13 protein-coding genes are annotated in these 13325 nt (G+C 45.1%); 10 read left to right on the plus strand and 3 right to left on the minus strand.

Going from position 1 to position 13325, the window contains the following annotated elements; translation table 11 throughout:
- Window positions 1–3: 3 nt before the first annotated feature.
- Entirely contained in the window at window positions 4–1065 is a 1062-nt protein-coding gene (locus ACHUFN_RS14225) for a hypothetical protein (RefSeq protein ID WP_394223092.1), read from the minus strand.
- A gap of 183 nt (window positions 1066–1248) precedes the next feature.
- Here ACHUFN_RS14225 and tatA point away from each other — a divergent pair, with 183 nt between their 5' ends.
- Genes tatA through hemB form a run of 7 tightly spaced genes read left to right on the plus strand, consistent with a single transcriptional unit; the run spans window position 1249 to window position 6812 of the window.
- A complete protein-coding gene (tatA, locus tag ACHUFN_RS14230; RefSeq protein ID WP_394223093.1) occupies window positions 1249–1488 on the plus strand; it encodes a Sec-independent protein translocase subunit TatA in 240 nt (79 codons plus the stop codon).
- On the plus strand, window positions 1488–1787 hold the full coding sequence (gene tatB / locus ACHUFN_RS14235) for a Sec-independent protein translocase protein TatB (RefSeq protein ID WP_014948087.1): 300 nt from the start codon (window positions 1488–1490) through the stop codon (window positions 1785–1787). Before tatA ends, tatB begins: the two co-directional genes overlap by 1 nt.
- Window positions 1788–2543: a twin-arginine translocase subunit TatC gene (gene tatC / locus ACHUFN_RS14240; RefSeq protein WP_394223094.1), complete on the plus strand. Its 756-nt coding sequence runs from the start codon at window positions 1788–1790 to the stop codon at window positions 2541–2543.
- A 25-nt stretch (window positions 2544–2568) separates the two neighbouring features.
- Window positions 2569–3117 carry a hypothetical protein gene (locus ACHUFN_RS14245; protein WP_394223095.1) on the plus strand — a complete coding sequence of 183 codons (549 nt, stop codon included), beginning with the start codon at window positions 2569–2571 and terminating at the stop codon, window positions 3115–3117.
- Window positions 3118–3900, plus strand: a complete 783-nt coding sequence (locus tag ACHUFN_RS14250; protein ID WP_394223096.1) for a TatD family hydrolase — start codon at window positions 3118–3120, stop codon at window positions 3898–3900.
- Window positions 3901–3906: 6 nt separating this feature from the next.
- A complete protein-coding gene (locus tag ACHUFN_RS14255; RefSeq protein ID WP_394223097.1) occupies window positions 3907–5805 on the plus strand; it encodes a sensor domain-containing diguanylate cyclase in 1899 nt (632 codons plus the stop codon).
- A complete protein-coding gene (hemB, locus tag ACHUFN_RS14260) occupies window positions 5802–6812 on the plus strand; it encodes a porphobilinogen synthase (RefSeq protein ID WP_394223098.1) in 1011 nt (336 codons plus the stop codon). The genes ACHUFN_RS14255 and hemB overlap by 4 nt, the downstream gene beginning before the upstream one ends.
- A 127-nt stretch (window positions 6813–6939) precedes the next feature.
- Here hemB and ACHUFN_RS14265 read toward each other — a convergent pair whose 3' ends face one another.
- Window positions 6940–8451, minus strand: coding sequence for a Ppx/GppA phosphatase family protein (locus ACHUFN_RS14265; protein ID WP_394223099.1), 1512 nt, complete (start codon window positions 8449–8451; stop codon window positions 6940–6942).
- A gap of 36 nt (window positions 8452–8487) precedes the next feature.
- A complete protein-coding gene (rhlB, locus tag ACHUFN_RS14270) occupies window positions 8488–9777 on the minus strand; it encodes an ATP-dependent RNA helicase RhlB (protein WP_394223100.1) in 1290 nt (429 codons plus the stop codon).
- A 100-nt stretch (window positions 9778–9877) separates the two neighbouring features.
- Between rhlB and trxA the strand changes: the two genes are divergently transcribed.
- The 3 genes from trxA to ACHUFN_RS14285 all read left to right on the plus strand — a co-directional run bounded on the left by trxA (window position 9878) and on the right by ACHUFN_RS14285 (window position 13302).
- Window positions 9878–10204 carry a thioredoxin TrxA gene (gene trxA, locus ACHUFN_RS14275; protein WP_012517074.1) on the plus strand — a complete coding sequence of 109 codons (327 nt, stop codon included), beginning with the start codon at window positions 9878–9880 and terminating at the stop codon, window positions 10202–10204.
- Between the two features lie 271 nt (window positions 10205–10475).
- Complete coding sequence (gene rho / locus ACHUFN_RS14280) at window positions 10476–11741, plus strand: transcription termination factor Rho (RefSeq protein ID WP_014997165.1); 1266 nt, start codon at window positions 10476–10478, stop codon at window positions 11739–11741.
- Window positions 11742–12003: 262 nt separating this feature from the next.
- Window positions 12004–13302, plus strand: a complete 1299-nt coding sequence (locus ACHUFN_RS14285; protein ID WP_394223101.1) for an amidohydrolase — start codon at window positions 12004–12006, stop codon at window positions 13300–13302.
- The last annotated feature ends 23 nt before the right edge of the window (window positions 13303–13325 follow it).

Below are 13325 nucleotides of genomic sequence, written 5' to 3' on the forward strand. Positions count from 1 at the left end.
TTTTCACGTATCTTTGCCGTAATAAGCTTCAACACGAAGGGCTACACCGCAAGATGCTTTAAAGTCTTCATTGCGAAGCCACAGCACAAACGGTTCGACCTCAAAGAACAACCAATCGCGCAGCGTATTGCTGCGCCATCTAACGCCGGTGTAAACCTCTTCTACGCGATAGTTAGGTTGACTAAGCCCTTCTACCATAAAGTGAGGGATTATTGCGTTGTGCTCATCTACCGAATACAAGTGATGCACTTCATGACGCCAGAGCCAATCATTAGTGTCGTCACGGAAGTAAAAACGATTGTTTTGCCTTGCTATATGGTTTGTGCTTATCTCATATTGCACTGCAATGCCGACTTCTGCACCTAATCGGTCGCGTGTGTAGTAATACAGTTCGGCATCGTAAAGCATAGCCCAATGTTTTGAGAAGGCGTGAGCATCTCTATACCTTGCCATGGCATAAAGTTGATCCCGTCGTCCTGCACCCACTCTCAACGAGTAGTGTGAGTCTTGTTCGGGGCGAAAGCGCAGCGCAATTGTTGTCCTGTCACGGTCGTTGTTACCCGTATCACGGGCAGCGCGTATTGTGCTGTCTTGGCTTTCGTCTTCATTGTCGCTCAGCAACAAGTCTACCCGTTCTTTTAGTGCAGGAAGCCGAACTCGTACGCGAAAGCGCACATCGGTGTCGGTAAGCATGCCTCTTCTAGGCTCCCAAGCAAGCTGAATTCGGCCCTCAGCCTTGGCTTGTTTAGAGTCTGTGGAATAGACATTTGTTTCACTTTCAAACAGTCCATCAAGGCGTTTTACGGTAAAGTCCATAGTGTCAGTAAAACTGCGCTGCCAAACATCGAACCACTGTTCACTCTGCTCTGTTTCTCTTGAAGCCGGCGCACCTTTATCGACTGGATTTTGATTGGTTGAGTTGGTGTTTTCTGGTCGCAGAATATCGCCGTAAGCCGTGCTACTATTGGTCGCACCTACAGTAGCGTTCACCGTGCTTTCAACCTCAGAAGGGGCAATTGGAGCGGTGAGTAGTAAATGGCAAAATGCCACAGTAAGGCATAGCATTACTCACTAACTCCTTGTTTGAAATGGCATAGTTAAAGTAGATATTTATCTTAGCTTGGTATTTACAGAGCATGGAGTGTCATTATCAAAACGTCAATGTTTATTCATTGAAGTAAATATTCAGGTGAAAGCATCAGCAGGCAATGGCATACTGTACTTAACGATGTTAGGGAGATTATTTTTATGGGTGGTATTAGTATTTGGCAGTTGCTGATTATACTGGTTATCGTAGTGCTTTTATTCGGTACAAAGCGACTTAAAGGTATTGGTACAGATTTAGGTGGTGCCATTAAGGGTTTCAAAAAAGCCGTTAGTGAAGAAGAAAAAGATGCCGACTTTGACCAAAAGAAGCAGGTAGAAGAAAAGTCATCAGCAGAACCTGTTTCAACAAAGACGCAGAGCGACGTTAAAGAAAAATCCTAATGTTCGATATTGGCTTTTGGGAGCTATTGGTTATCGGTGTTTTGGCCCTTCTTATTTTGGGGCCAGAGAGACTGCCAGGTGCCATGCGCTCTACCATTAATACAATTCGCAGTGTACGAAATGTAGCAACGGGCTTTAAGCAGGAAGTTGAGCATCAGTTGCGCGTGCATGAATTGCATGAAAACTTGAAAAAAGCTGAGCAACAAGGGCTTAAAGATCTTTCACCTGAACTTGAACAAAGCGTCGATGAGCTAAAAAAAGCTGCAGAGTCGGTTCAAGAACCTTATAAAAAGCAATAGATGTCTGACGCTAACAACCTTATTTCTCATTTAATAGAACTGCGTAGCCGTATTCTCAAGGCCCTTCTAAGTGTGCTTATTGTGTTTATATGTTTGGCCGCATTTGCCCAAGACTTATATAGACTATTAGCAATGCCTCTGCTTGAAGCCTTGCCTGAAAACGCAAGCATGATAGCAACTGACGTAGCGTCACCCTTTTTTGCTCCCTTCAAACTTACGTTAGTTCTCTCATTTTTTGTCGCTATTCCGTATGTCTTGTATCAAGTGTGGGGCTTCGTAGCGCCAGGTTTGTACCGGAACGAAAAGAGGCTGGTTGCACCTTTGTTGCTTTCCAGCACGCTATTGTTTTATGCCGGTATGGCCTTTGCGTATTTCGTAGTGTTCCCTATCGCATTTGCGTTTTTTACCAGCGTAGCGCCTGAAGGCGTGACCGTAAGTACAGATATTTCCAGCTACTTAAATTTTGTGTTGAAGCTGTTTTTCGCATTTGGTGTGTCGTTTGAGATACCTATTGCAATTATTTTGATGTGCTGGACTGGAGTGACCGACGCCAAGTCTTTGCGTGCAAAGCGACCGTATGTCGTGGTTGGTGCCTTCGTGGTGGGCATGTTATTGACGCCGCCAGACGTCATTTCGCAAACACTATTAGCTATTCCAATGTGGTTACTCTTTGAAGTTGGGGTTATTGTTGGTGGGTTTTACGCTGGCAGAGCGCCAAAAGACGAGCCCTCATCACAGACGCCCGATAAAACATAGAATTCTAAAAAGGAAAGGGATAAAAATGAAAACTCGACAACTTTCTATTGCCACTTTAATGTGCGCACTGGGAGCATTTAGTGCTCAAGCAGAAACGCTGGGTGAAGCGGTTGAGAAATGCCGCAAGACTGAGGACAGCCTAAAGCGCTTAATTTGCTATGATGGCGTGGCAAAGTCGTTAAATCAGTACGATGGCTTGAATGAGCAGCTAAGCCAGATGAAAGCTTATAAGCCAGGCAGCAGCGCACAAGTTAGAACAGATGCAAATGCACAGTCGCAAGTCTCGCCACAACCTGCTCCAGCAGCGAAACCGGTAAATGAATTCGGTTTAGAGAACAAGCGAAATAAAAAAGAGGTTTCTGAAATTGCCTTAACCATCACTTCAATTAAGAAGAACCTTCGCGACAAGTACGTTATTAGTTTCAGTGATGACTCAGTTTGGCAACAAACCGACGGTAATTACATAAAGCTTGAAGAAGGCCAAAGCGTAACTGTGGAGCGTGGCTTTTTGGGCTCATTCTTCCTAAGCGTTGAAGGCTTGAACAAGCGTATTAAAGTAAAACGCATTAAATAAATGCGCTATTTTGATGCTGGCGTCAACTTGCTGGACAAGCGCTTTGACGCCGACGAAGTTATTCGTCGTGCTAGCGAGGCAGGGGTAGACAAGCTATGCATTATTACTACTCATCCAAATGAGTGGGATGCGGCCTTTGCTTTATATAGCAAATACCCTACGCAATGCTGTTATACCATTGGCGTTCATCCGCACAATGCTAAAGACGTCAACGCTGAAGACTACGCGCGCTTACGTGAGCTTGCTCAGCAAGAAGGCTGTGTTGCCGTTGGAGAATGCGGCCTGGATTTTAATCGCAACTTTTCCCCTCAATCAGTCCAGCTAGCGGTGTTTGAAGCTCAGCTAGAGATAGCTGCCTCTATAAATCTGCCGGTTTATCTGCATGAACGAGATGCTTTTGACGAGCAAGTAGCATTGTTAACGCAATATATGCCTCGTTTGAAAGGTGGGATTGCGCATTGCTTTACCGGTAATTCTGAACAGGTAAAACAATACTTGTCGTTAGGGCTTTATATTGGCATTACAGGCTGGGTATGCGACGAAAAACGCGGCGAAGACTTAAGAGATGCCGTAAAGCATATTCCCCTGAACCGCCTTGTTTTAGAAACTGATGCGCCATACCTATTTCCAAAAACGCTTCGCCCCAGGAAACGTAATAACGAACCTGCATTTCTGCCTCACATCGCTAATCAATTAGGCGAATATCTGCAAGTAGAGACTGATAAATTGTGTATGAGCAGTTATGCTAATAGCTGCGAGCTATTTTTTCTTAGCCCAACATAGGTATATATGCAGACAAGTTTGAAAGCGATGCGCAATTACGATGCGGGTCTTATCCTAATTACGGTGGTGGCAGTTGTTGCGTTTATGTTTGTACTGCTAAATCTATCGCCCACTACACAAAGTTCACCAAGATTTTCACAACTTTTCTACTTTAATGAAGGGGAAGGCGGCACACTGGATTTTAATAATATAGTTCAAAAACCGCTAAATGAATGGTCTTCTATTTCATCGCCAATTAATTTGGGAATTGATACCGATGTGTATTGGTTTTCGATGGTCATTGATCCCACACAAAGTAATGAGGGGCGCTTTTTACTCCATATCGACTACCCGTTATTAGACAACTTGGATGTGGCTGTTTACAGCCAGATAGGTAGCACACCTATTGTGTCTTACTTTGGAGGCGATGAACAACGCTTTGATGAAAGACCCATTTCTCATGTAAAACCATTATTTCCATTGCCTTCAAGTGCTCAATCACAACGCGTGATCATTAGGGTTCAGACCTCCGGTAATATCCGTCTACCTATTCGCATTTGGAATGAAACAGAATTTATCGCTTACACCTCAAGCCGGAATTTAGCGCTAGGCATTTTCTTTGGTATTTTGGTTGCGATGGGTGTGAGTAATGCCTTTTTAACTGTTACAACAAGCAATGTGTCGTTTTTGCATTACTCAGGTTACGTAACAAGTTTAGCGCTTGTATTAGTTACCCTTCACGGATACGGATATGCGTATTTATGGCCTCAAAGCATCTGGTTTCAGAATAAGTCCATCATCGTTTTTTCTAATGCTACCATTATGTTTGCAGCGCTATTTACGCGCAGCCTTTTGCCTATCAAAGCCCACAGTGAAAAGCTAGACAAAGCAACGCTGGGTATAAGTTGGATGTGTGTCCTCAGCATAGTTGCCGGTTTAATTCTACCTTACCCCTTTATGATAAAAGCGTTTCTCTTAATGCTAAGTTTAATTGTAGTGTACATTTTAGGGATGGGCATTTGGTTAGCGCTTAAAGGAGTGGTTGTCGCTCGATATTTCACAATTGCGTGGGGCTTCTTATTAGTTAGCGCATTAAGTGCAAGTTTAGACAACGTGAACATTATTCAGCTACCTATTTCATCGAACAATTTGCTCATTATTGGGGGGGCTGTAGAAACCCTTATCTTGGCACTTATACTTGCGATTCATTACAGCCACAGCCGTGACGATCTGATAGAGGCGCAGCAATTTGCGCTAGAGCAAGAAAAGCAGGCAAATACCGCGAAAGAGAACTTACTCGATGTTCAAAAACGCTATCAAGACGATTTGGAATATAAAGTTGAGGAGAGAACGCTTGAGCTTGAAATTACCCTGCGCGAGCTTTCAGAAGTTAACCAAGAGCTAGAACGGCTGAATGCCATTGACCCTCTCACGGGTGCGCACAACCGCAGACATTTCACGAAGCGTTTACGTTCAGAAGGGCGACGCAGTCGCCGAGAGCAAACGCCACTGTCGCTTATCATCGTTGATGTGGATCATTTCAAGCAAATCAACGACAAATACGGCCATGATGGCGGTGACGCCTGCCTAATTCACGTAACTAATGTCTTTCAAAAACACCTTCATCGACCCACTGATGACTTGTGTCGCATAGGTGGTGAAGAATTTGCCATTATATTGCCTAATACCGACTTAAACGGCGCATACCACGTGGCCGAAAACATGCGAAATAGCCTGGCGTCATCGCCACTTGATTATGAGGGTGAAACCATTAATCTTAGCGCGAGTGCGGGCGTCTCTACGACCATTATCGAGGACGAAGAGCACGCGCAAGCATTATTTAAGTTTGCCGATGAATGCCTTTATGAAGCGAAGGCAGCGGGCCGCAACACAGTAATACACAAACACTTACAGGAAAAACTATGACATCTTCACCTTTCCCTCATCGACGAATGCGACGTTTACGCGCTAAAGATGCTCTAAGAGGGCTTGTGGCAGAGCACCGTTTAACTACCGATGATCTCATTTACCCTGTATTCGTGTTGCCAGGTAATAACGCGCGAGAGGCTGTGCCTTCAATGCCTGGTGTAGAAAGGCTCTCTATTGATTTGTTAGTTCAAGAGGCGGCAAAGTGGGTCGAACTAGGTATTCGAACTATTGCACTTTTCCCCGTAACGCCAATGGACCTTAAAACCGAGTGTGCTAGCGAAGCATTTAACCCCGACGGGCTGGCTCAGCAAGCCATGAAAGCGCTTAAAAAAGCATTTCCTGAAGTAATGTTGATGTCTGACATAGCATTAGACCCATTCACATCTCATGGTCAAGATGGCCTACTTGATGACAGTGGCTATGTGATGAACGATGAAACGGTCGAGGTACTAATCAAACAAGCACTGTCACACGCTGAAGCCGGTGCTGACATTGTTGCACCGTCAGACATGATGGACGGCCGCATAGGCAGCATTCGAAAAGCACTTGAAGAGGCCGGTCACATTAATACATGTATTATGGCTTACTCTGCGAAATATGCATCGTCTTACTATGGTCCATTTCGCGATGCGGTCGGTTCAGCAGCGAACATTAAAGGTGGCAACAAGAAAACCTATCAAATGGACCCTGCAAATACCGACGAGGCATTACATGAGATTGCCCTTGATATTGAAGAAGGTGCAGACATGGTAATGGTTAAGCCGGGCATGCCCTATTTAGATGTAGTCCGCCGCTGCAAAGATGAATTCAAAGTGCCAACATTCGCTTACCAAGTAAGCGGTGAATATGCTATGCATCAAGCCGCCTTCGCCAACGGTTGGCTGAATGAAGAGGCGGTAATTTTAGAGTCATTACTTGCCTTTAAACGCGCTGGTGCAGACGGAATTTTAACGTACTTTGCACCTAAAGCGGCTGAGCTGATAGCAAAACAAAGTAGTAATTAAGCCGCTTTTACTTGCCACCTCTTGCATAATAAGCTCTAAAGCGCGGATGAAAATTAGGGTGGGGCGAAAGAATTAAAAAGCCGTGCAATGCACGGCTTTTTTAACTCTAGCTCGAATGAGTGAGTAACTACTTACAAACTAGCTCGCAACCCGCTTTATGCTGAAGCCAACATTCATTCGCCAGCTCTGCATTAATTAAAGGGTGAGCTTTAAGCCAGCCTTCAGGGAAAGTAAGTGTCCACTTACTATCTTCACATTTCAAGGTGACTTCTGGAATGTGCTTGTTTTGGCGGCGAAGACAAAGCACCACTGCAATACGTAATATACGCAGTAGCCCCTTAAGCATTGGCCGATAGTCTTCATGGTATTTTTCAAAAGCGCCGGCTTTAATAGTTAGCCTATGTTGAGCGACTAAGTCGCGAATCGCTGCGCGCTGGAGGCGGGTAAAACCAGGTAAGTCTATGTGGCTTAGAATATATTCACCATGCTCATGATGGCGCTTATATTCAATGTGAAGGCCAATTTCATGAAGCTGTGCTGCTGCACCTAAAATAGTCTCTGTATCTAGGTGACAAATGTTTTGCTGTGCGCATAATTGATGGCACATTGTCAACGCAACGTGTCTAACCGAATTAGCATGGCTAGAGTCTATGTGATAGCGATGTTTTGCTTGATTTAACGTCTGCTGGCGTCTGTCATTATCGGTGACATTGTCTAACATGCCGTAAATAAGGCCTTCGCGAAGCGCACCACCTGAAATATTCATATGCTGTATGTCTAGCGCTTCAAATAAACTGATTAGTATGGCTAAACCAGAGGGGAAGATAGCTTTCCTATTTTCTTCCAGCCCATCAATGTCCAGGGTCTTAATGTCACCACAGTCAATACACTGTTTTTCTAAGTGATACAAATAGTCTAATCGAATGGCATCGCTGATGCCTTGTGCTACGAGAATTTCGGTAATTGCTTGTGGCGTGCCAGATGCGCCTAAGCAGTTTTCCCAGTCGAAGCACAAGAACGCACTCGACACATCAGCAATAAGTGCATGTGCTGCTTGTTTGGCGCTCTCGAAACTCTCTTCGCTAATCACGCCACCAGTGAAATAGCGCTCCATAAACGTAACACAGCCCATATCTAAACTTTTTAAATGAATAGGCTGCATGTCGTTGCCAATAATAATTTCTGTACTGGCACCGCCAATATCAATCACCAAGCTATTGCCTTGATTTGCAGATGTGTAAGCTACACCAAGATAAATCTGACGTGCTTCTTCCTCACCACTGATCACTTCAAGCTTGTGATTGAGAATCTCTTCCGCTTTGCGAATAAATACATGCGCATTGGTTGCTAGCCTTAAGGTAGCGGTAGCAACTATTTTGATATTCGAAGGAGGGATATCTTGCAGGCGTTCCGAGAATACTTGCAGACACTGCCAGCCGCGTTCCATGCTTACGTCATCAAGCGATAGATTGTCGTCTAATCCTGCCGCCAGCCGCACTTTTTGTTTAATTTTCCCTATTATTTGCACACTGCCATTAACAACGTGAACAATCACCATGTGAAAGCTGTTTGAGCCTAAGTCTACGGCGGCGTAATACTCGCCGTAGGTTTGTGCGTTGTGCTGGAGTTCTGCCTGCATAAAATCTCGATTCTTATTAACTACCTTTACGCCGTGTTATTGCGCTCTGTTGTTGCGTTGCTGGGGCTTTCCGCGGCCTCTACCGTTTCCACGACGTGATGTGTTACGGTTGTTCGGCGCGCGCCTTCTGCGTGGCTTAGGCGGTGTTACATCGTCAAGCAGTGCGGTTCTGTCGTAATCGGTAACCGGAATTGCCTTTTGAATGTACTGCTCTATTGCAGGTAAGTTTAGTGCGTATTTTTCACATGCGAAACTAATTGCCACACCACTTTGACCGGCACGGCCTGTTCGACCTATGCGGTGAACATAGTCTTCGGCATCGTCAGGCAGATCGTAATTAAATACGTGGGTTACCGCATCAATATGAAGGCCGCGTGCTGCAACATCAGTTGCGACCAAAATATCTAGATTACCCTTGGTGAAATCTTCCAATATTCCCAAGCGCTTCTTCTGCGGCACATCACCGCTCAGCAAGCCAACACGATGACCATCGGCAGTTAGCCAATCGGTAACCCGCTCGCAGCTGTTCTTGGTGTTGGCAAAAACAATCGCTTTGTCTGGCCACTCTTCTTCAAGCAGTGTAAGAAGAAGCAGCATCTTGTCATCGTCAGATGGGTAGAGTAGCTCCTGAGTTACGCGCGTTGCAGTAGTTTGCTCTGGCGCTACCTGCACGTGAGTAGGGTTGTTCATGTGTTCGTATGCTAACTCTTGCACGCGATAACTAAGCGTAGCAGAGAACAACATGCTCAAACGTTCGCTTGCAGGAGGCATGCGACGGAATAAGAAGCGGATATCTTTGATAAAGCCTAAATCGAACATGCGGTCGGCTTCATCGAGTACGGCTACCTGAATATTTTTCAGGGTAAACACGTTCTGTTTGTAGTAATCCAGAATGCGTCCTGTCGTACCAATTATTATATCTACCCCTTCTTCCAAAGTTTCACGTTGACTTTGGTAACCTTCGCCCCCATAAATCAAACCAAGCGACAATCCAGTATGCTCACTGAGCAGTTTGGCGTCGTTATAAATTTGAACGGCTAGCTCTCTGGTTGGCGCCATAATAATTGCGCGCGGGCCATTTGATTTGCTGTTATCTGCATTTTCTGCTTTGCTTAGCAAATAGTGAAATGTAGCCACCAAAAAAGCAATGGTTTTACCGGTTCCGGTTTGGGCCTGACCTGCAATGTCGTGACCTTCCAATAATGGAGGCAGTGCAAGTGCTTGAATTGGTGTACAATGTGAAAAATTAGCTGCCGTCAAGGCGTCAACAACCTTGCCGTTAATCGGCAGGTCGGAAAAGTGAGTATCAGTTAAGTGAGTAGGCATAGCTTATAGCTTATCAGTGCTTGCATTAAAAAACAGTTTCTATATAACACTTATGGTCGGGCTGAGACAAATCAGCGACAGACCAATAATGGAGAAAAGAATGAGCGACAAAATTATCCAGTTATCTGACGATAAATTCGAAGCAGATGTTATCAATGCTGAAGGTCCTGTACTGGTTGACTTCTGGGCCGAATGGTGTGGCCCGTGTAAAATGATCGCACCAATCTTGGAAGAAGTTGCGACCGAGTTTGATGGCAAGTTAACAGTTGGCAAGTTGAATGTCGATGAAAATAACGAAACTCCACCTAAATATGGTATTCGTGGTATTCCTACATTGCTTCTTTTCAAAAACGGTAACGTTGCTGCAACTAAAGTTGGCGCGCTATCAAAAGCTCAATTAACAGAGTTTCTAAACGAAAATCTTTAATTAGTAGCAATCTTAAAACCGGTGCTAATAAGGCGCCGGTTTTTGTTTTTAACACAGGCACTCACGCATCTAATCAGAAAAGCAAATAGCAAATAATTTAATATTTCAACGGTAAAACGCTGGACGTTGATTAAATATAGTGCTAACTTTTCTTCAGCGCTCATCCGAGCAGCATTCTGCTTACGCCCATATCCGGGTGATACCAAATCTAAACGAGAACAGAGTGACATTAAGTCCTGTAAGCGAAGTTCAAGCACAAAGACCCACCAGTATGAATTTAACTGAATTAAAGAACAAACCAATTAGCGAGTTGGTTGCCCTGGCCGAGGAAATGGGCCTGGAAAACATGGCACGCGCCAGAAAACAAGACATCATTTTCTCTATCCTTAAAACTCACGCAAAAAGCGGTGAAGACATTTTTGGGGACGGGGTATTAGAAATTTTACAGGACGGTTTCGGCTTCTTACGCTCAGCTGATTCTTCGTATCTTGCAGGACCAGACGATATTTACGTATCGCCAAGCCAAATACGACGCTTTAACCTGCGTACAGGCGATACGATTGCCGGGAAGATTCGCCCACCAAAAGACAGCGAACGTTATTTTGCCCTGCTAAAAATCCGCGAAGTTAACTTCGACAAGCCTGAAAATTCACGTAACAAAATCCTTTTCGAAAACCTTACACCACTTCACGCAGCAGATCGTTTGCGTATGGAGCGTGGTAATGGTTCGACAGAAGATATTACAGCACGTGTTTTAGACCTAGCGTCTCCAATCGGTAAAGGCCAGCGTGGTCTAATCGTTGCACCGCCTAAAGCGGGTAAAACACTGCTTCTTCAAAATATTGCTCAGTCAATTGCTGCTAACCACCCAGAGTGTGAGTTAATGGTATTGCTAATCGACGAGCGCCCAGAGGAAGTAACCGAGATGCACCGTCTTGTACAAGGCGAAGTGGTTGCATCAACGTTCGATGAGCCAGCTAGCCGCCACGTTCAGGTTGCTGAAATGGTGATCGAGAAAGCTAAGCGTCTTGTAGAGCACAAAAAAGATGTGGTTATCTTACTTGATTCAATTACCCGTTTAGCTCGTGCGTACAACACGGTTATCCCATCATCAGGTAAAGTCCTTACTGGTGGTGTAGATGCTAACGCACTGCATAAGCCTAAGCGTTTCTTCGGTGCTGCGCGTAATGTTGAAGAAGGTGGTAGCTTAACCATTATTGCAACTGCGCTTATTGATACCGGCTCTAAAATGGATGAAGTTATCTACGAAGAGTTCAAAGGTACAGGTAACATGGAACTGCACCTTAATCGCAAAATTGCAGAAAAACGTGTATTCCCAGCTATCGACTTCAACCGTTCAGGTACCCGTCGTGAAGAGCTACTTACTGCGCAAGACGAACTACAAAAAATGTGGATCCTTCGTAAAATCGTTCACGAGATGTCAGAAATTGACGCGATGGAATTCCTTATCAGCAAGCTATCGATGACGAAGACGAACGACGAGTTCTTCGACGCCATGCGTAGACAAAAAAGCTAAGAAAAGCTCGCTAATAAATAAGTAAATGATGAGAAGGCGCCCATGGGCGCCTTTTTTGTTGACGACTTTTATTCGGGCTTACTCGAACCACAATCATGTGACTTGCCCAATAGCCCATTCACCGCAGTGAAATCATACAGCAACACTCAACAGTCTTTAACCACACTATTTGATGCATTAATTTCAGCAATCGTCAGTTCAGTGGTGTGTTCTTTACAAAGATGATTTACAGTGGTTAAAAACACAAAAGGAAATAATAGCGATGAACCGGAAATTGCTGTCACTTGCATTTGCTGGGCTGGCCTGTGTGTCTGCTGCTAATGCTGCTCAAATTAACGTTGATGAAATGGCGAATAAAGTGGAACCTGATGTGATTAAGTGGCGTCACCACTTTCATGAGTTTCCTGAACTGTCTAATCGCGAGTTCAAAACTGCTGAATATATTGCTGAATACCTCAATGGTTTGGGTTTAGAGGTGCAAACGGGTGTGGCTAAAACCGGTGTGGTCGCTATCTTAGATTCTGGCAAACCAGGCCCTGTTGTTGCGTTGCGGGCCGATATGGACGGTCTTCCAGTTAAAGAGCAAAACGATTTGCCGTATCGCTCAACACAAATGGGCGAGTACAATGGCAACGAAGTGCCTGTAATGCACGCATGTGGGCACGATACGCATATGGCTATGTTAATGGGCGCGGCGAAAATTCTCACAGAAATAAAAAGCGAGCTGAAAGGTAAGGTCAAGTTTATCTTCCAACCCGCAGAAGAGGGGGCGCCCGCTGGTGAAAAAGGCGGCGCTGAAGTTATGGTTGCCGAGGGCGTGCTGAAGAACCCTGATGTTGATGCTATTTTTGGTTTACACATTAATGCCAACACAGATATTGGCAAGGTGCGCTACAACGCCGGTGGCACCATGGCTGCCGTCGACCCGTTCAAAATAGTAATTCACGGCAAACAAGCCCACGGCGCGTATCCGTGGAAAAGCGTGGATCCGGTGGTAACCGCTGCGCAAATGATCATGTCTATTCAAACTATCGTCAGTCGTGAATTAAAGCTGATTGACGACGCAGCAGTGGTGTCTATTGGCTCAATCCATGGCGGTAATCGCTCTAACATCATTCCGAGTGAAGTCGAAATGGTGGGAACAATTCGTACGCTTAACAAAGCGGCACGCGAACATATTTACGAGTCACTCCCTCGAAAAGTGAAAGCCATTGCAGAGAGTATGGGGGCGCAAGCCGAGCTTACTTTACCTCTAGATTACTACTACCCCATTACATACAACGACCCAGCGCTAACCAAGGCTATGTTGCCCACTATGCAGCGAACCGCTGGCGTTGAGAACACATTGCTTTCTAAACCGGTTACAGGAGCCGAAGACTTTTCGTTCTTCCAAGAGCAGATTCCGGGCTTATATGTTTGGGTGGGCGGCAAGCCACTTGATGTGTCTGAAGAAGATAGTCCTGCTCACCACACACCAGAGTTCTATGTCGATGACAAAGGCATGAAATTGGGCGTGAAGCTACTTACAAACTTTACGCTTGACTACATGGCTCAACACTAAACCAAGCTAGCCTGTCAGAGCAC

It is taken from the genome of Alteromonas gracilis (assembly GCF_043642145.1).
Taxonomy (GTDB): domain Bacteria; phylum Pseudomonadota; class Gammaproteobacteria; order Enterobacterales; family Alteromonadaceae; genus Alteromonas; species Alteromonas gracilis_B.

Bases quoted from the DNA above. Each gene is read 5' to 3' on its own strand.
- ACHUFN_RS14225 (WP_394223092.1), bottom strand. From the start codon at position 1,065: ATGCTATGCCTTACTGTGGCATTTTGCCATTTACTACTCACCGCTCCA.
- tatA (WP_394223093.1), top strand. From the start codon at position 1,249: ATGGGTGGTATTAGTATTTGGCAGTTGCTGATTATACTGGTTATCGTA.
- tatB (WP_014948087.1), top strand. From the start codon at position 1,488: ATGTTCGATATTGGCTTTTGGGAGCTATTGGTTATCGGTGTTTTGGCC.
- tatC (WP_394223094.1), top strand. From the start codon at position 1,788: ATGTCTGACGCTAACAACCTTATTTCTCATTTAATAGAACTGCGTAGC.
- ACHUFN_RS14245 (WP_394223095.1), top strand. From the start codon at position 2,569: ATGAAAACTCGACAACTTTCTATTGCCACTTTAATGTGCGCACTGGGA.
- ACHUFN_RS14250 (WP_394223096.1), top strand. From the start codon at position 3,118: ATGCGCTATTTTGATGCTGGCGTCAACTTGCTGGACAAGCGCTTTGAC.
- ACHUFN_RS14255 (WP_394223097.1), top strand. From the start codon at position 3,907: ATGCAGACAAGTTTGAAAGCGATGCGCAATTACGATGCGGGTCTTATC.
- hemB (WP_394223098.1), top strand. From the start codon at position 5,802: ATGACATCTTCACCTTTCCCTCATCGACGAATGCGACGTTTACGCGCT.
- ACHUFN_RS14265 (WP_394223099.1), bottom strand. From the start codon at position 8,451: ATGCAGGCAGAACTCCAGCACAACGCACAAACCTACGGCGAGTATTAC.
- rhlB (WP_394223100.1), bottom strand. From the start codon at position 9,777: ATGCCTACTCACTTAACTGATACTCACTTTTCCGACCTGCCGATTAAC.
- trxA (WP_012517074.1), top strand. From the start codon at position 9,878: ATGAGCGACAAAATTATCCAGTTATCTGACGATAAATTCGAAGCAGAT.
- rho (WP_014997165.1), top strand. From the start codon at position 10,476: ATGAATTTAACTGAATTAAAGAACAAACCAATTAGCGAGTTGGTTGCC.
- ACHUFN_RS14285 (WP_394223101.1), top strand. From the start codon at position 12,004: ATGAACCGGAAATTGCTGTCACTTGCATTTGCTGGGCTGGCCTGTGTG.